This is a genomic window from Candidatus Methylacidiphilales bacterium (assembly GCA_030054035.1).
Classification (GTDB): Bacteria; Pseudomonadota; Gammaproteobacteria; order JASGCS01; family JASGCS01; genus JASGCS01.
In genome coordinates this window covers 35544-53689 of sequence record JASGCS010000011.1, presented here as the reverse complement: position 1 = coordinate 53689, position 18146 = coordinate 35544, and the positions used below count along the sequence as shown (strand labels likewise).

The 18146-nt window shown below is 33.0% G+C and carries 14 protein-coding genes, 2 tRNA genes and 1 other RNA gene; 12 read left to right on the top strand and 5 right to left on the bottom strand.

The features are described 5' to 3' along the window. From QM538_07025 to QM538_06995, 7 genes are all read left to right on the top strand, one after another. The coding region (locus QM538_07025; GenBank protein MDI9348237.1) for a hypothetical protein at window positions 1–362 on the top strand (362 nt) is incomplete at its 5' end. Beyond that, window positions 352–645, top strand: coding sequence for a hypothetical protein (locus tag QM538_07020; GenBank protein MDI9348236.1), 294 nt, complete (start codon window positions 352–354; stop codon window positions 643–645). The genes QM538_07025 and QM538_07020, both read left to right, overlap by 11 nt. Window positions 646–733: 88 nt before the next feature. Next, a complete protein-coding gene (locus tag QM538_07015) occupies window positions 734–1384 on the top strand; it encodes a MotA/TolQ/ExbB proton channel family protein (protein ID MDI9348235.1) in 651 nt (216 codons plus the stop codon). Between the two features lie 19 nt (window positions 1385–1403). Then, entirely contained in the window at window positions 1404–1916 is a 513-nt protein-coding gene (locus QM538_07010; GenBank protein ID MDI9348234.1) for a biopolymer transporter ExbD, read from the top strand. A gap of 19 nt (window positions 1917–1935) precedes the next feature. Continuing rightward, window positions 1936–2433, top strand: a complete 498-nt coding sequence (locus QM538_07005) for a biopolymer transporter ExbD (protein ID MDI9348233.1) — start codon at window positions 1936–1938, stop codon at window positions 2431–2433. A 15-nt stretch (window positions 2434–2448) separates the two neighbouring features. Beyond that, window positions 2449–3540, top strand: a complete 1092-nt coding sequence (locus tag QM538_07000; protein ID MDI9348232.1) for an AgmX/PglI C-terminal domain-containing protein — start codon at window positions 2449–2451, stop codon at window positions 3538–3540. 6 nt (window positions 3541–3546) lie between these two features. Next, the gene (locus QM538_06995) at window positions 3547–5550 is read left to right on the top strand and encodes a ShlB/FhaC/HecB family hemolysin secretion/activation protein (GenBank protein MDI9348231.1); all 2004 of its coding nucleotides are present in this window, start codon (window positions 3547–3549) and stop codon (window positions 5548–5550) included. Window positions 5551–5557: 7 nt separating this feature from the next. Here QM538_06995 and QM538_06990 read toward each other — a convergent pair whose 3' ends face one another. The 4 genes from QM538_06990 to gltX all read right to left on the bottom strand — a co-directional run bounded on the left by QM538_06990 (window position 5558) and on the right by gltX (window position 8111). Beyond that, window positions 5558–6487 carry an adenylate/guanylate cyclase domain-containing protein gene (locus tag QM538_06990; protein MDI9348230.1) on the bottom strand — a complete coding sequence of 310 codons (930 nt, stop codon included), beginning with the start codon at window positions 6485–6487 and terminating at the stop codon, window positions 5558–5560. Between the two features lie 44 nt (window positions 6488–6531). Beyond that, a tRNA-Glu gene (locus QM538_06985) sits at window positions 6532–6607 on the bottom strand. A 7-nt stretch (window positions 6608–6614) separates the two neighbouring features. Further along, window positions 6615–6687: transfer RNA gene (locus QM538_06980), tRNA-Ala, on the bottom strand. Between the two features lie 59 nt (window positions 6688–6746). Beyond that, a complete protein-coding gene (gltX, locus tag QM538_06975) occupies window positions 6747–8111 on the bottom strand; it encodes a glutamate--tRNA ligase (protein ID MDI9348229.1) in 1365 nt (454 codons plus the stop codon). A gap of 109 nt (window positions 8112–8220) precedes the next feature. Here gltX and QM538_06970 point away from each other — a divergent pair, with 109 nt between their 5' ends. The 3 genes from QM538_06970 to QM538_06960 are packed head-to-tail and all read left to right on the top strand — an operon-like array spanning window position 8221 to window position 14384. Beyond that, entirely contained in the window at window positions 8221–8949 is a 729-nt protein-coding gene (locus tag QM538_06970) for a protein phosphatase 2C domain-containing protein (protein ID MDI9348228.1), read from the top strand. Between the two features lie 19 nt (window positions 8950–8968). Next, on the top strand, window positions 8969–13555 hold the full coding sequence (locus QM538_06965; protein MDI9348227.1) for a protein kinase: 4587 nt from the start codon (window positions 8969–8971) through the stop codon (window positions 13553–13555). A gap of 4 nt (window positions 13556–13559) precedes the next feature. Further along, window positions 13560–14384: a hypothetical protein gene (locus tag QM538_06960; protein ID MDI9348226.1), complete on the top strand. Its 825-nt coding sequence runs from the start codon at window positions 13560–13562 to the stop codon at window positions 14382–14384. Window positions 14385–15323: 939 nt separating this feature from the next. Here the strand turns inward: QM538_06960 and rnpB are convergent. After that, window positions 15324–15653: RNase P RNA component class A (rnpB, locus tag QM538_06955), an RNA gene on the bottom strand. Window positions 15654–15701: 48 nt separating this feature from the next. Between rnpB and QM538_06950 the strand changes: the two genes are divergently transcribed. Both QM538_06950 and QM538_06945 read left to right on the top strand, forming a co-directional pair. Then, window positions 15702–16829 (top strand): imelysin family protein, encoded by a 1128-nt coding sequence (locus QM538_06950; protein MDI9348225.1) that lies wholly within the window; start codon window positions 15702–15704, stop codon window positions 16827–16829. Further along, the gene (locus tag QM538_06945; protein MDI9348224.1) at window positions 16813–18123 is read left to right on the top strand and encodes a di-heme oxidoredictase family protein; all 1311 of its coding nucleotides are present in this window, start codon (window positions 16813–16815) and stop codon (window positions 18121–18123) included. Before QM538_06950 ends, QM538_06945 begins: the two co-directional genes overlap by 17 nt. Window positions 18124–18146 lie beyond the last annotated feature (23 nt).

Below are 18146 nucleotides of genomic sequence, written 5' to 3'. Positions count from 1 at the left end.
CTAAGATAGAAGCAGAGAAAGTTCAGGAAGCGAATCGTCTTAAAGAAGAAGAAGCTAAGAAACAAAAGAAACTTCAAGATGAGAAAGCTAAAATAGAAGCAGAGAAAGCCCAGGAAGCGAATCGTCTTAAAGAAGAAGAAGCCAAAAAACAAAAGAAACTTCAAGATGAGAAAGCTAAAATAGAAGCAGAGAAAGCCCAGGAAGCGAATCGTGCTAAGAAAAAAGAAGCAGAAGAAGAGGAACGAAGAATAAAACGTGAACTAGATCGTGAAAAGACTAAATCTGAAAATAAAAATCTAAGCGATGAGCAAAAAGCTAAAATTATTGAAAAGGCTAAAAAGGAGCTAGAAGATGATAAATAAATTAACTTTAATTATATCAATTGTTTTTTTAACTTTTAGTGCGATATCTGCTGAGCTAGAAAATAAAGAAGTCGCTAAAAATAATCCCCCTCAAAATAAGTCTAAGATCTATACTTTTGGTGGGACTAATATTATTGGAGTTCAAGAAGCAGCCAAAAGTTTGGTACTTGTTCCTTGGAAATCTGGTGTTGATTGGGAAGATGGCAAACTTCGTAGTAATATCAAACGATTTCCAATAATTCCAGTTAATGAAGAGCTATTGAAACATGAAGAATCAAACTAAACTAACCACTTTTTCGATTTAAAATATTAAATGATTTAAAATATGTTATAATATGGTTTATACAAATTAAAATATTGAGGTAAATAAAATGGATTTTTTAAATGAACTACTACATTTTTTTAAAGCAGAAGCATATGTTGCTATTCCGATTCTGTTGGTTATAGTTTTGGGATTTGCTATCTCTGCAGAAAGGTTTTTTGCGCTATCTAGTATCAGATCTAGAAATCTTAAAGCATGGAAAGAATTTCTTCCTTTACTTGAAAAAGGTAAATTTGATGATGTTAAGCTAATGGCTCAGAAAAAACCAAGTGAAATTGGAAGATTGTTAATACTAGGTATGGAAAGATCTTCAGCAGTTAGACGTAGAGACGATATTGAAGTTGCGATGGAGGAAGGTATTCTCGAATTAACTCCACAACTGGAAAAAAGAATTCCATACATTGGTTTATATGCAAATATTTCAACACTGTTAGGACTATTAGGTACTGTTATAGGTTTGATTAAAGCGTTTAAGGCAGTCGCTGACGCACCGCCAGCTTTAAAGTCTGAATTATTGTCAGCTAGTATTGGTTTGGCTATGAACGCAACCGCTTTGGGTTTGTTTGGAGCAGTACCGATGCTTATTATGTTTACTGTAAATTCTTCTAAAGCTGCAGAAATTATGACAAGTATGGAGATGGCTACAGTAAAAACTCTTAACTTGATTACTGAAGTTAAAAAAGCTCCAGGACAAGTTTAAATCTAATTAGGGAGCTATTGTGGCAAAAAAGGGTCATGCAGAAAAAGAAACAGACGTAGATTTAACAGCGTTTCTTAATATATTGGTTACAGTTATTCCAGTCTTGCTGTCCACTGCTGTTTTTTCAAGAATGGCAGTTACTCAATTAAATTTACCTACAGTTGCTGGAGCTGGCGCTGCTGCTGCTGCTGCAAAAGGACCAACTCTAACGGTAGAAGTAATAGTACGAGGCTCGGGAATAGAAGTTACAGATGGTAAAAAAGTGGTGAGAGCATTTGCTAATGTGAAAGGTTCAACACCTGATGCGTCAGAAGATGACCCTGGTTATAGATATAAGGACCTTAATGATTATCTACTTACTTTAAAAGGTAGTTTTCCTGATAAAAATGACGCTACTATCCTGATAGAACCTCAGGTAAAGTATGATTTTGTTGTAAGCGTTATTGATGCAATTCGCTTACATAAAGACAAGCCTAGTGACCTAATTACCAAAAATGTTTTCCCTGATCTTGCAATCGGAGATGCCCCATGATAAATATAGAGATACTAGTATGAGTAAAAGAACTGCAGGAAGACTGAGAAGAAGATCAAAAAGCAAAAAACAACCAGGGTTAATGTTAACTTCATTGATGGATGTTTTTACTTTACTTTTATTTTTTCTATTGGTTAATACTTCTGGAAGTAACCCACTACAATCTCCAGCTGGTCTAGTTGCTCCGCTTTCAATTTCTGAACAAGCACCAAAAGAAGAGGCAATGGTTGTTGTTGCCACACCAGTTGAGATACTTATACAAAATAAAAAAGTTATTTCTGTTGCTGAGGTTTTAAGTCGTTCAGATGTTGAGATAAACGAGTTAGTACAAGCACTTATATCAGTACGCTCACAAGATGTAGGTGGGCTATCGGTTAAACCTGGCGAGGAAGATCCTAGGAATGAACTTATTATATTAGCTGATAAAAAACATAGCTATGAGTTTATTAGAAAAATAATGATTAGTGGTAGAAAAGCTGGTTTTACAAGACTTACATTTGCCGCTCTCGGAAAATAAAAATATATTAAGCTTATGAATAATCCTACAATTTTATTTCCACAATTAAGAGATTTAATCCTTCCATGGGTACAAACTCCGCAGGACAAAAAACATCTAAATCTATTTGCAGGATCTTTTCTTGCTTTTGGATTTGTAATAATTTATCTTGCATATAACATTGAGTACTCACCTCCTCCTCCGCAACCTGTACCACAATCTCTTATTAATACAATTATTACAGAAAGAGAAAATAAGGAAAAGGACTTAGAAGAACAACGAAGATTAGCTGAAGAAGCAGCAAGAGCAGCTGCTCAGGCTGAAAGTGAAAAGTCTTCAGAGGAAGATTCTCAATCTGCTAAAGTTGATCAAAAAGTCACTAAAAAACCTTCAATTGATGACAAATCACAAGCACGAAAAAAAGCATCTCAAGAAGGTTTAGCAGCTTTATCAAGTGAATTATCAGATTTAGGCATTGGTGGTGGTGGATCTGGGTTACCTGGTGAATCTTTTGGAAACCTTGGAGTCTCAAATGATATTAAAACTGTTGCTCCTGGTGTTAGAACAGGTTCGGTTTCTGGTACTAGTGGTGGAGTTTTAGCTTTAGAAGGTAATACTGCAGGAAGTGGCAGTCAATTGGTCACAAATCGAGGCGCTATAGGAAGTGGAAATGCAGGTCAATTAAGGAAAGGTGATGGTGGATCAGCAGGCTCAGGAATAGCAGTTCGGGAAGGTGCTTTAGGTGGGGCTTTTGGTCCTGGTAGCGGTCCTGGTGGCTCAGGAGGGCTAGCTGGAAAAGGTGGGTCTGGAGCAGGTAAGCAAATTGGTGGCGGAAGAACCGCTGAAGAAGTACAAATTGTTTTTGATACTAACAAAGGTTTATTGGATAGGCTTTACCAAAAAGAATTAAGAGTTAACCCAACTATCAAAGGAGAGATTCTTTTTGAAATTACCATTTCTCCATCAGGCTCAGTAGTATCTGTAAAAATACTTTCTTCGCAGCTTAAATCTCCAGAGCTGGAATCAAAGATGGTTGATAGAATCAAATTATTTATTTTTCAAGCTAAGCCAGCGTCAGCAGGAAATGCTGTAATAAGGTTCCCAATAAATTTCTTACCATCTGGTTAATAATTTATGAAATATAAAAATATTATTTTTATTACAGTATTATTACAATTGCTTAATCTTGAATTTGTAATTGCAGAACCTGTAGATAAACCAGTCCCAGTCCCTGAAGCAGTCGAATCTTTAGGAAGAACTCAAGGAGATATTAAAGATATTCAAAATAATATTTTTAATAAACAAATTCCTACAATTACTGATAAATTGAAAATATTTGATATTCCACCTGTCTATGATAGACCTTTAGGAATTGATGAAGGTGAAAAAATACCAGTCAATAAAATAACTATCACTGGCGTAATAGATAGACCAGAAAATTCTTTGTTTATAGCTGAATTACAGAGGTTTATTGAAGAGCAACGTTTTATTGCTCTTGGTCTTGATAAAATTGTTGATGCTGGTTTGACTAATGATGAATGGAATTTACTAAGAGATTTTGTTGAAAAAGGAACAACTTTAACTGAAGAATTAGATAATATAACTGATGAATTTAAAGATCTAATAAAATATCTTCGTTATAATAAGTCTTTTAGAACAGGCCTTTCAGTTGGACAATTACAATTGTTAGCTAATAAAATAACTGAATATTATCGAGATCGAGGCTTTTTACTTTCCGAAGCTAGGTTACCTGAGCAAAGTGTTATTGATGGTGTTGTCACTTTTAAAGTTCTTGAAGGAACCTTAGGTCAGATTAAAGTTTTTGGTGGCATTAGCTACTCTTCCCAACAAATAACGAATCAATTTGAAGATTTACTTAATCAGCCAATTACTAAATCTGGTCTTGAAAGTAGAATGATGTTTTTACAAGATTTACCAGGTTTAACTTTGTCTGCATCTCTTGCAAGGGGTGTTTCAGCTGGTGAAAGTGATCTCGTGATTAATGTAGAAAAAGAAAAAGCAAATCAGTTTGAATTATATATTGATAATCAAGGTGTTTTACAAACAGGTAGTACTAGATTGCGGTTTAGTTATACTGCTAATAATCCAACTTCATCTTCTGATAGTTTAACTCTACTTTTTCAAACCTCTCAAATCGCCCAATCCGCAAAAAGAGGAACTTTTTATGGCTCTATAAGTTACTCTGTCCCTATTTCGAACCCTGGTACCTTTTTTGACTTAAATTATGGTAAAAATACTTTTAAATATAATGGTCAGCCTTTAGATATTGAAGGTGATACTTCTTATTTATATTTAAGTTTCAGACAATATTGGGTTAAAACTAGAGAGTTGCAAATGTACAGCAATTTTACAATAAGAAATGATTCCTCTACTTATCAGCGTGAAGGTTCTCCAATTACTAATAGTCAGAAGCCTAATCTTGACTCTGCTTCTTTATCGTATGTATTTTCACACTTAAGTCGTTCAACTTCTGCTCTAAATTCAGGTAGTATTGAGTACACTTTTGGCACTCCTGGTATTGGATTCGGTGGTACTACTAAAAAATTTCATGATTCTGACCGAACAATTTCAAAAGATGGAACAAATCAAAGTGGTCAAGAATTACCTACAGATTTTTCAAAATTAAGTATTTCGCTATCTCGCCTTCAGTCAATTGATGATGAGTTTTCAATGCTTTTTAAATATTCAGCACAATTTACTAATGACCCTCTATTTTCACTATTTCAAAGCACATTAGGCGGTCCTGGTGATGTTCGTTCTGTAACTAATTCTTACTATATTAGAGACAATACAGAGTCTGGTACTATTGAATTTATCATGAATTCACCAGGTATATCAGATTTACCCTATGATGAAGGTTATACATGGGGTCAAGTGATGCAGTTTTCACTTTTTTATGATTACTCATCAGGTTACGATAATTTTGCCTTCCATTCTAAGACTACTCCAAATAAAGTACATATTTCAGGTTATGGTTTTGGATTTCAATTCAATCATCCAGATTATATCTTCGCAAGATTAACTATTGGATTTAATGATATTTCTAAGAAAGAACTTAATGCTCAAGTATCTTTAGACAGACCAATGATATTTGCAGAAATAAGATATAGTTTCTAATAATATTTTAGACTTTCTTATTTATTGTGAATTCTATCATATTTTCACTAATAAATTCCCCATCTTTGTATAGACCAAAGATTATTTTGCCGTTATTAATTAATGGTAAACCTTCTCTTTTGATATACAGGGGGTTATTTTTCTCTATAATTATTGTAGTGCCGTTAGTACTTTGATCATTTATTATGAATTTATTTCTTCTGTACTCAATTTTAGCGTGATACCTAGAAGCAAAAGTTGATGATACTGCGAGAGTGTTGTCAATTGCTCTTCCAAGCATTATTGCTTCGGTTAGAGTACTTTGATAGATGAATTTTTCACCCATATATGTTAATGCTATTTCTTCACTAAGATATTGATGTTCTTCAGTTGAAAATGTTGAAGAATTGTGACTTGCTATTCGTGTTAATTCTGTATTTTCCTCAGTCTCCCACATATGTTCATAAATAGTAAGTTTAGCTTCTTTACCCCTTACATTAGTTATGTCGTATTTTCTTGAATTGTTTTTATGATCTTCGTCGCAATAGTTATAAAGTGATTCTGAATAAATGGTTTGAGATGAACGCGCAATTGATGTCATGCGTGAAGCGATATTTACTGCATTACCAAATAAATCGTTATCTGACATTATAACTTCACCGTAATCTGCACCAATTTTAAATGAAATTGTATATTTATCTAAAACCTTGTGATCATTAAAGGTTAAATGTATTGCAGCTGCAGAATCTAATGCCTCATTTCCACTCTCAAAAGAGCACATAACTTCATCCCCTATTGTTTTGATTACAGTGCCGTTATATTTTTTGATTATATCTTTAACTTTTGAAAGTGAGATGGATATGATACTTTCTGCAATTTGATTGCCGTAAGTATCATATAGTTTAGTACTTCCTGTGATATCTGCAAAAAGTATAACTTTATTGGTTTGTGTGGTCATAACTTGCTATTAGTATACCATTAAGTTATGTATAACTTAATAATTGGCGTCCCCAAGGGGATTCGAACCCCTGTTACCGCCGTGAAAGGGCAGTGTCCTAGGCCTCTAGACGATGGGGACTTGTTTTTGGAGCCAGGCGGGATCGAACCGCCGACCTCTACAATGCCATTGTAGCGCTCTACCAACTGAGCTATGACCCCTTATTATCCACTTGTTTTGAAATATTATACTATTAAAATAACATTATCCTACTTAATAATTAAGAATATTCACCCATAAGTTCTAAGCGTTTTATAGTTTTCACTTTACCAAGGATCTCCATTATTGATTCTAGAGACGGCCCATGACTTCTTCCGATTAAAAATATACGCAGTATTGGAAAAAATTTACTTGATAAATTTGTATCAAATTGCTCAAAATAGGTAGTTAAAATATCTTTTAAACATTGTTTATTCCAGTCTACTAAATTATTAATTTGTTTTATTAAATTTATTAGGAGAGTATTATTATCTTTACAGAATAATAATTCATCTTCATTAAATAGAAGCTGAGGATAAAGAAATGATTGTATTATCTCTTCTAGTTCTTTGAGAGTCTCAACTCTTCCTTGATATAGAGTAATGACACTAGCCAACCATTCAATTGTTTCTTCTTTATGATGAATTAAACGCATTGCTATTTCTTTTGGAGGAATATTTTTTATATGTTGTTTGTTCAACCACGATAATTTATCTATATCAATTTTACAAGCTGAACGATTTAGTCCTGATAAAGAAAAATGCCTAATCGCTTCTTTCATGGTAATGTATTCCAAATTATTTTTAGACCAACCAAGTCTTAACAAATAATTGTTAAGAGCCTCGCTGGTAAAGCCATTTTCACGATATTGTAATACATTAGACGCGGCATCTCGTTTAGATAATACTTTACCCTGTTGATCCAATAGTAACGGTACATGAGTGAACGAAGGCCAATTTAATTTTGCTAATTGTGAGATAGCTTTCTGCTTAAAGGTGTTGGTAATATGATCATCACCTCTTATAACATGTGATATTTCTTGATCATTGTCATCAATAATTACAGCAAAATTAAAGGTAGGAATACCGTTTGAGCGGAGAATAATAAAGTCATCAAGTTGTTCTTGTAAAATTGTAAGCTCACCTCTAATAGTATCATTAAATGAAAGTGAATGTTGCTCGCTTGGTAATTTGATTCTTATTACTGACCCTTCATCAAGTATCGACTTATTTCTACATTGTCCATCATATTTTGGTAATGTACCTTGGGCGATTTGTTGGGTTCTTATGCTTTGCAGCCTTTCTTGGCTACAGTTACAGTAGTATGCATAACCATTTTTAAGCAGATTTTCAGCAATATCTTTATATCTAGAAATCTTTTGTGTTTGAAAGGTTGGCTTTGGATAATCGATACCTAGCCACTGTAGGGCTTCCTCAATTTGTTCGCAGTAACTGATGTTGGATCGCTCAATATCAGTATCTTCGAAACGTAGTAAAAACTCCCCACCTTTATTTTTAGCAAATAACCAATTAAATAGTGCTGTTCTCGCACCTCCTAGATGCAAGCTTCCAGTAGGACTTGGGGCAAATCTAGTTGTAACCTTCATGGAGTTTGATAGAATAATTGTATATAATAACCCATAGAGATTAAGGTTTTAACATTTTGTATGAAAATAATAGTAGATAAATTATATACCATTTACAGTCTAAAGCCCCATGAATAAACAGTTAGTTTGGCGTTCATGTGGTTTTTCCAATGTAGGTGCAGGCCATAGAAAAATTAATGAAGACTCTTTTCTAACATTGCCGGATCAAATGTTATGGGTTGTTGCCGATGGTATGGGAGGTCATGCAAGGGGGGATGTGGCGAGTTCTAAAATCAAACAAGCATTTGAAAATTTTTCTTTAAAAAAATCCCTAAGTAGCACTATTGAAAATATAGAAGACACATTGATTTCTCTTAATAAGGAGCTTCGGATGAATCTTGCAACAAATGGTAACCAAATAATGGGTAGCACGGTTGCAATGTTGCTTGGTTATGGTTCAAATGCCTATTTCTTATGGTCAGGAGACAGTAGAATTTATATCTACAGAGATAACCTACTTTCCATGGTTACTCATGATCATTCCTATGTTCAAGAAATAGTAGATCGTGGTCAAATCACTCTTGAGGAGGCTGAAAAACACCCATCGGCAAATATAATCACTAGAGCTGTTGGAGCGGTCGAGGAACTTTATGTAGATATTGATTGTCTGCCAGTAAAACCCGGCGATAAATTTTTGTTATGTAGTGATGGGCTCTATAAAGCTTTGTCTAATGAAGAAATTAGAGTTCAATTATTTGATATACCAATGCGCGCGGCTGAAAATTTAATTGCAAAAGCTTTAGAGAATCATGCAGATGATAATGTAACGGTCATTGTGGTCGAAGTATCAGATACGTAGTTTTTTATAAGTTAAATTGATGAATCAGATACTTAAAATTCTTGATGAAATCGCAAGAGGCGATTATGATAAAAGAAGTATTAAAAATAGAATTGACGCTGCAATAAAAGAAATCCCTAATGGAGTAACGAATTTTAAACAAACCATTGTTGAGTATAATCAGAAACATACCAATACTTCTGTTCCACAAGAGTTCATTGATTACTTTTTAGAGCGATACGATAAATCACTCACTGAAACACTCCTAGCATCAGATAGCAATATTGATAACGAAAAAACCATTGCAAAAACTACAGTAATTGATGCTGAAAAAACTGTAGTAATTGATACGACTAACCACGATTTAGATAATACAAATAGTAAAGATTTGTCTCAAGATAGGACTGAAATTGATGTTGTCGCTGACAGACATTCAATTACAGATAAAACTTTACAATCAACTGGCGCTTTCCTGACAGGAACTGGTTATTCGGATAATTTTAATTTAAAAGGTTCAAATGTTTCCAATAAGTTAGATGTGGGCACCGTTCTAAAAGGAAGATTTAGGTTAGAAAGTCTTTTAGGTGTCGGGGGTATGGGAAAAGTGTATAAAGCACTTGACTTAATCAAATATGAAGCTAAAAATAAGCAGCCCTATGTTGCGATCAAGTTATTAACTGATGATTTTAAAAAGCACGCTAACTCATTCATAATTTTAGAGCGTGAAGCAAGTAAATCACAGAGACTTGCCCATCCAAATATTGCCACTGTGTATGATTTTGATAGAGAAGAATCAACTGGTACTATCTATATGACAATGGAATTACTTAGTGGAATTGAATTAAAGGAATTTATAAGCACCCAAGTTGTCCCAAAAAAAGGGTTAAGTTTTGCAGAAGCGTGGCCAATTATTGAAGGACTAGCAAATGCACTTGGCTATGCCCATAAAAATCAACTAATACATTCAGATTTTAAACCTGGTAATGCATACCTTGTTGAAAATCAACAAACTAAACAACAAACAGTTAAAGTGATTGATTTTGGTATTGCTCGAGCTGGAAGTGCAAGTGAGAGAGAAGTGACCGAATTGGATGAAATCCAAATCGACTCTCTTTCAGAAAATACTAGTATTACTAAATTGGATGAAAATAATCAAAATACTAGTACAAGTATTGAGGAAAAATCAGTTGACAAAACTTTGTTTGATCCGTCTTCAATGAATGCACTCACTCCTGCCTATGCAAGTTATGAGATGCACTTTCAACAAAATCCAGATCCTGCAGATGATATTTATGCGCTGGGTTGTGTGTGTTATGAGTTGTTATTGGGAGCTCATCCATACAGGAAAAAAACTGCTGTTTATGCGGTAGAAAATAATTTACAGCCTCCCTCTCTAGATCGAACCTCTCTAACTGATCTTCAGAAATACACTTTGGAAAAATCAATTGCATTGCGTAGAAAAAATAGAATAAAGTCAATTCACGAATTTATGGAAGGCATTCGCCCAAGGCCGAATCACTCTTTAAGTATCATTAGTGTATCTTTTTTATCAATAGTAATTTTGGCAATGGTCACTCGCACTTTTTATGCGGAGCGGCTAACTAAAAAAAATACTAATACAGTACTTGCTGAATTATACTCAGATGATATAGATTTAAAGTACAAAGCACTAAGGTCAATTAAAAATTTATCTACTGAAACTCAGTCAATAAATTTTAATGATGAGGTTTGTGAGTATTCTACTGAGAATAAAGATACGCTCAAGTTAAGTTCAGAAAAAGTGAAAGAAAAATCTGATGGATCTTTAACACTAATCGATAAATTGCTTGGGGTTGGATATGATAAATATTTAATTTATACCAACGCACAGAAATCTTTAATAACTTTTGCTAAAAATGAGTCGCAAAAATTATTTATACCACCAGAATCAAAATCGTCAAAAATAGATTACGAATCAAACACGCTTAGATATAATGAAGCAGCTGCGTTAATTGACTCGCTTTACTATATTTATCCTGATTCAAAGGAAGTAAGAGATTATAGAACTTCGTTATGTAAAGCGAAGAATACATTAAGTCTTAAAATCATTGATGAATTTATAAAAGAAAATGATATAGATAAATTAAAAAAATTACTTATAATAATTGGTCAGCTTAGTAATTCCAGTATTTTTGTGCCTGAGATTTTAGATCGCGCTATTGAAGTTGTGAAAAATAAAACCTATAACAATTCAATACTGAAAATAGAAGATTACATCAAACAAACAAAAGAAGAATTGATCAAATTAAATGCAATTAATGGCGCTATTCAAAAACAATTTGATAGAGTTGAAAAAAAAATTGAACGGATTAATCAGTTTGATGAACAATATAAAATTGTGAGTGCATTACAACTTGATGCAATTCTTAATCAATTCAAGATTTATCAAGGTAATAAGTCATATGAAATTACAACTACATATAATAACCAAGATTATGATTTATTATTTTCCCCCTTTTTTATATCGGAACAAGTGTTAGGTAGTATCAATACAAAAAATAATTTATCCAGCAAAGTAATACAATCCAAGGCGACTAAATTAGAACAATCAGTAATTGGATACTATAAAACATTGGAAAATAAAAATAAATTTCATTCTTTAAAATCTACTCAATATTTTATATCTGCTAAAACGTTAATTAAAGAAATGGAGAAATTGCTAGAAAATAATTCTCTTAATGAAAATGTTAATACAATTTCAGCTAACACAAAAGAATATTATAGTATTTTAGAGAAAAATAACGATTTGACCTTACCAAATAGGTATAATGAATTTATAAGGAATTATAAACAGTTAATAATACTCAGTAATTCAAAAAACCAGTTGCAATCTTTAACCGATCAGGTTGATCAGTTACTATTGAATCAATTTAACAACGCTGTAATGGAGGTTGATTATGATAGTGCACTTTTGTACTTCATAATAGTAAAAGATTTAACTGAAAATAGTGATATGCTTTCCAAAATGCAAAGTGAACTAGTGCAATTGAATAATTTACTTATAAAAGATCAAAATAATAGGATTACTGAGAAAAAAATACTTAACATTAAAAGAGAGCTTATTAATGCCATTAATACAGATAATATTAAAGTAATTGAAAAACTTTATAAGGAATATTCTAAATATCCTGAAACGCCAGATAAGCTTATGTTTAAAAACTCAATTGCATTAAGTTATATTAAAATTGCTGAATTAACATATAAACAGTTGCCCGATCCTAATAATGTTGATGAGCTAATAAAAAATAGTAAACTTTTGACAGAGGTTAATTCTATAGTTGAAAATGGTTTATTACTTAATTTAAATAACACTAGATTAATGGAAATTCATAATAATGTTATGTTGAGATTAGAAATACTTGAATTTATAAAATCTCTTCAAGTAGAATTTAAAATAGCACTGGCTGATAAGATTATGAAATCAGATAATGTGTCATTAAGAAATAGTTTTGAGAACTATGTTGTAGCTCGAACAATAATAAGTATCACTGAAAATAATACTAATAAAAATATTGTACTGGCATGGGATCTCAGAGATAAGCTTTATAGTAAATTTCCCTCTTCTCGGCCAAGGTTGGATAAGATATCATTAAGTCAAAAGCCAATCCCTTCAAAATACGCTTCTGTAGGAATTAATCTTGTTAGTGAAGGGAAATTATCTAAAGCACAAGAATATTATACAAATGCAACTACACATGAACCTTACCACGAAGACACAATCAAGTTAGGTAGATTGATTAAAAAAGCGATAACCGAATCAATAGCTTACTATAAAGCATACGAATCTAAATTATCCTCAAGTAAGCCTAAACCAAATGATGCAAAAATAGAGTTGGATAAAGCAATAAAAATATGGAGCGATCGAGAGGAGTATCAATTAGCATCTAAGAGACTTAATAAAATGATAAGTGATCTTGGTAAAAATTCTCTAAATAATAATAAAACTATCGAACGGAGAGTGTGTTTTGAAAGTTACGCCGGTTTAGGAAAAGATTCTAGAGCCACCTGTCAGGATACTCTCGATAAAAATAACTTAGGACCACTGTTAGTTATAATACCAAGTAAAAATAACGAACAACCATTTGCGATTGGCAAATACGAGGTTTCTGTTGGGGATTTTAATAACTATTGTATTTCAAGTAATAGTTGTACAGCGAATAATGATCCTACTAGTATTAATTTACCTGTTACAAATAAATCAATTTCTGAAATTCAATCATATTTACAATGGCTATCTAATATTACTGGTTACCAATATAGACTTCCCACTATAACTGAGTGGCAGTATGCTTCAAATGTCAATGGTAAGGAAGGTAATATTGACTATAATTGTAATATTAAAAGTTATGGTGCTACGATCCGTGGTTACAGAATGGAAGCGATCTCTATCGGAAAATCTAATGGATGGGGTTTAATTAACTATGTAGGTAACGCTGATGAATTAGTAACCAATAATCAAACATTCAGTTTAGTTGGAGGGAACTTTAAAGATCGCTACGAGATTTGCAATAGCATGTTAACAAAACCTTACGATGAAAATACAATTAATAACTATACAAGTTTTAGAGTGTTGCGTTCTCTGTTTTAGTGCCATGACATTTAAATTATCACAATGTAGTAAACTCAGACTGTTAGCCTTGGCGGTGGCTTACGGCCAAATATCAAGAGTTGAATATGTAAAACTTAGAAGATTGCAACTACAAGCGATAGAGTTTAATCACCCGACACCTTCAGTACCTCCTGAAATTATTGAAAGACTTTCAATAGCACTTTCACAAAATTATGAGCAACCAGAAAATACTAATAGTGAAATTACTACTGTAATGTCTAATAAAAATAATCAATTAGACATTACTATTCAAAGACATCAAAGTAATATAAATGTTGACTACGGAGCTTGGGACAACAGTTATCAACAAGACGTAGAAAAAAAACTAGCGTTAGAGGAAAAACGTAAATCACAAGTCTCTAAAGTAAAATATTTTATTATTACCATTATTGCACTATCTGGTGTAGTATTTGGATATATATTTTATTCAAACTACACTATCAATAAATATGTTTCCCAACCATTTAAACAAATAATAAATATTAAATCGGCAATAAATAGTTCTGAAGATAGTGAACAACGATTTATACTATTAATGCAAGCAGTAAAACCATTATTAAACAATGATAGGTTAATTAATAAAGAATATTTAGATGAATTATCTTTTATTCTTAATTTGTTAGATCTGGAAACTAGAATTATATTTTCACAAACAACAGAATTTGTTGATTTGCAAGTCATGATTGAACAAAAGAGAGAAATGTATAAAAAAAATAAAGAGTTCAGTACCGATGAAGTGTTTTTAAGTGTTGATAATATTTCAAATGAATTATCACAAATTAAATTAGAAGCTTTTTCTAATCAGTGAATTTTGCTGTTCATTGCGCCCCTATGATGGGGTATACTGACAAACATTTCATCACTTTTATGAGGTATCTTGCTCCCAAGGTGCAAGTTACTACTGAAATGATTTCTCTATCAGCTCTGGTTCGTGATAAATGTATTTCAAAATTAGATCTGTCTCAGGAAGTAGGTAAAATTGTACTTCAAATAGGAGGTGCTAATATTAACGAATATAAACGAATAGCAGCGCACCTTGATTTTTCACGAATAAATAAAATAAATATAAATGCTGGCTGTCCAAGTGATGCAGTTTGTAAAGGTGGGTTTGGTGCAAGCTTTATAGAAAACCCAAACTTACTTATAGAAATAGTTTTATTACTTAAACAATTAACCAATATACCTATTTCGGTAAAAACTAGAATCGGATTAACAAATCCAATTGATAAAGATCATTTATATTCTTTACTAAATAAACTACAGCTAAATAGTTGTGATGAAGTTGTGTTGCATGCAAGATCAGCTATACTGGGTAAATTAAACCCTAGTCAAAATAGAACAGTTCCTCCACTGCAATATGAAATAGTCTCTGAAATGAAACAGCATTTCCCCACATTACCGATTATCATCAATGGTGGCATTAAGTCACTACAACTTGCCAGGCAGCAAAAAACTAAAGGGCTAGATGGTGTCATGATTGGTAGAGCCATGATTACCAATCCACTGTTTCTCAGAACTCTTCAAGAGCACTTTTATAATGAACCTACACTACCATTACAAGACGGCATAAATAGATATCTTGATTATGGCGAAGCATTGGCAAGTAAATATGGTCGCCTAGAAAGAAAATATTATCAGCCTCTCTCATTAATTTGCTCACACCTTTCTAACGCTAGACAAATCAGACATCAAATTCTTAACACATTTCCAACGCTAGATGATCTACGCATCATAATGAATGCAATAATTAGCGAGTTGACCGATAAGCCGGATTCTGTCTAGAACAGTCATTCATCTAGGCGTAAAGTCGCCCTTACGCTCAAGCGATCTACCCAAGGGCAACCAGAGGTGGTTATAGCCCTCCTATTCGATCTTGCACAAGGTGGGGTTTGCCCTGCCATTGTTGTTACCAACAATGCGGTGCGCTTTTACCGCACCATTTCACCCTTACCTGTAAAGGCGGTATATTTTCTGTGGCACTTTCCATTAGTTCACACTGTCCAGATGTTATCTGGCACCTTCCTCATTGTGTCCGGACTTTCCTCTAGCATACACTAGCGACTGTTTAGTCAACTCATTCTTATTATAGTGTATACTTATAGAAATTATAATTATAGCGTGCATTATGAATAAAAGAAAAATTTTATTATCAATGATTATAGTTTCCATAACCACTTGCATTTGTGCTTTTATGGCAAAAGCTGACACGGTGTCAAAAAACTATGTCTTTTTTGTTGAGAAACAATACAGTACTGTGTTGACAGCATTGGGAAAGCTTGAAAGTTCCTTACAAGCACTATTAAATAAACCTTCAGAATTGACACTACATGAAGCTAGAAAGAATTGGATTGAAGTGAGGGCTCTATATGCACAGACTGAAGTATTTAGATTTTATGATGGTCCTATTGAACAATATGAAACTAGAATTAATTCTTGGCCAATTAGATACCAATTTATTGAATCGGATTCTTATAACGCAGTAACTGGTTCCCAGATTATTAAAGGTTTTCTTAGTAATAACTCATTTGATTTGACTAATGAAAAAATTATTATTATTAATCAATTAGAGGACACTAAATATGTAAGCCTAGGATGGCATGCTATAGAGTACATGGTATGGGGTGTCCGTTCTGAAAATGAAAACGCTGGAAATAGGTCGGCATCATATTTTATAGAAAATTCTGAGCAAATTCGAAAACGACTGTATTTAAAAATATTGATTGAACAGTTGCGGAACGATTTGGAAAGCGTACATTTGCAATGGGTATTAGACACTCGGCAAGGTTCTAATCGTTTTGCTAATTCGTTTATAAAGTTATCTAAACAAGAGTCACTCACAAAGATAATTACTGGTGCACACTCATTAGTAGGTTTGGAAATATTACAAGAAAGATTTTTAGCGCCAATTGATTCTGGTGATCCCAATGAGCAGCAGTCTTGTTTTTCGGGAACGACTACAAATGATCATATTAATAATATTATTGGTGTAAAAAAATTATGGGAAGAGGTGTTGTATAAAGAAATTGTAGATAAAAATAAAGTATTGGCTTCCCACATTTCTAATGCTATTGTACGTTCAGAAACTAAAGCTAGAGCGCTTCCTTATTATTTTAAAGATGTGATACTTGCAAAAGAGCATTCAAATGATTTTAAGAGCGCACATGAATATGAGGATTCATTGAAGCAATTATCAAACTCTTTATATGAATTAGCAAAATACTATAATGTTAGTACTAATGTTCCTAAATACTAATTTAAATGTAGTTACGGTAGTTTTATTTGTATTTATCAAAGTGTTGTCAATAGAAAGTAGTTTGGCATCAAGTGATGATATACCACAATCCTTAGCTGACAATGCTACAACGCAGTTGCAGGGCCGCGATAGTTTTGCCATGCCTCTTGCTACCCTACCAAGCGCATTACTCAATTCATTTTATGGAGGTCATAGATTGTTTAATGTTCAATGGCTACCCTCTGGTTCAATACCAAAATCGTTAAGTGGCTTAGGTCCATTGTTTAATAGATCTAGTTGTTCAGGGTGTCATAGTAATAATGGAAGAGGGGCTATTTTACTTGATGGAAATAATCAATTAATTTCCTCTCTAGTTAGAATAACAACATCTGACGCTAGGTATGGATCACAATTAAGAACATTTGCAATTGACCCCGTCCAGCCCGATGTATCGATTACTATAGTTCCTAAGTATCTAAGCAGCTTTCAAGATATTGATGGGAAAAAAATCCAATTGCAACAATTTATTTTACATTTTTCAAATTGGTCTAAAGGCATTCCTCCATCTTCCTCGCAGTATTCATTACGAGTTGCTCCGGCAGTAATCGGTCTGGGATTATTAGCCGCAATTCCAGATAAAGAAATAATTGATAATATGAAATCGCAAGAAACAACCAAAGGACCTGTTAAAGGTAAAATAAATTATATATCGCATGGAGTAATTGGAAGGTTTGGATGGAAGGCAAACACTTCAACGCTTATAGAACAAGTTGCCGCCGCAAGCTTCTTTGATATTGGTCTTACCAATAAAATTCATTCTGATATCAATCAACCTAATGAATTACAAGATAAACAACTTAATCAATTAGTAGATTATATGGAGGGTATAACTGTACCCAGTGCTCCTTTAGTTACTTCTAGGCAGGCAAAAGATGGCTATCAATTATTTGTAAAAATTGGATGTGCAGGATGTCACAGACCTTCATATCAAACTAAAAGTGATAAATCGTATTTAGATGGTTTAAAGATATTTCCATTTACTGATTTACTAGTGCATGATTTAGGTGATGGTTTAGCCGATGGTAGGTCTGATGGTTTTGCTAATGGTAACCAATGGAGAACTGCTCCGCTATGGGGAATAGGCAAAATAAAGTTTATTAATAATCATACCAATTATCTCCATGATGGAAGAGCTAGAAATTTATTAGAAGCAATTTTATGGCATCAAGGTGAAGCTAAGCAAGTTACTGAAATATTTTCAAAGCTAAGCAAAGAACAAAGAGATCGTATTATTTATTTTTTAGAATCACTATAAACATGCATATATATATCAAACTT

Excerpts from the sequence above, each read along its gene's own strand:
- QM538_07020 (MDI9348236.1), top strand. The coding sequence starts at position 352 with ATGATAAATAAATTAACTTTAATTATATCAATTGTTTTTTTAACTTTT.
- QM538_07015 (MDI9348235.1), top strand. The coding sequence starts at position 734 with ATGGATTTTTTAAATGAACTACTACATTTTTTTAAAGCAGAAGCATAT.
- QM538_07005 (MDI9348233.1), top strand. The coding sequence starts at position 1,936 with ATGAGTAAAAGAACTGCAGGAAGACTGAGAAGAAGATCAAAAAGCAAA.
- QM538_07000 (MDI9348232.1), top strand. The coding sequence starts at position 2,449 with ATGAATAATCCTACAATTTTATTTCCACAATTAAGAGATTTAATCCTT.
- QM538_06995 (MDI9348231.1), top strand. The coding sequence starts at position 3,547 with ATGAAATATAAAAATATTATTTTTATTACAGTATTATTACAATTGCTT.
- QM538_06990 (MDI9348230.1), bottom strand. The coding sequence starts at position 6,487 with ATGACCACACAAACCAATAAAGTTATACTTTTTGCAGATATCACAGGA.
- gltX (MDI9348229.1), bottom strand. The coding sequence starts at position 8,111 with ATGAAGGTTACAACTAGATTTGCCCCAAGTCCTACTGGAAGCTTGCAT.
- QM538_06970 (MDI9348228.1), top strand. The coding sequence starts at position 8,221 with ATGAATAAACAGTTAGTTTGGCGTTCATGTGGTTTTTCCAATGTAGGT.
- QM538_06965 (MDI9348227.1), top strand. The coding sequence starts at position 8,969 with ATGAATCAGATACTTAAAATTCTTGATGAAATCGCAAGAGGCGATTAT.
- QM538_06960 (MDI9348226.1), top strand. The coding sequence starts at position 13,560 with ATGACATTTAAATTATCACAATGTAGTAAACTCAGACTGTTAGCCTTG.
- QM538_06950 (MDI9348225.1), top strand. The coding sequence starts at position 15,702 with ATGAATAAAAGAAAAATTTTATTATCAATGATTATAGTTTCCATAACC.
- QM538_06945 (MDI9348224.1), top strand. The coding sequence starts at position 16,813 with ATGTTCCTAAATACTAATTTAAATGTAGTTACGGTAGTTTTATTTGTA.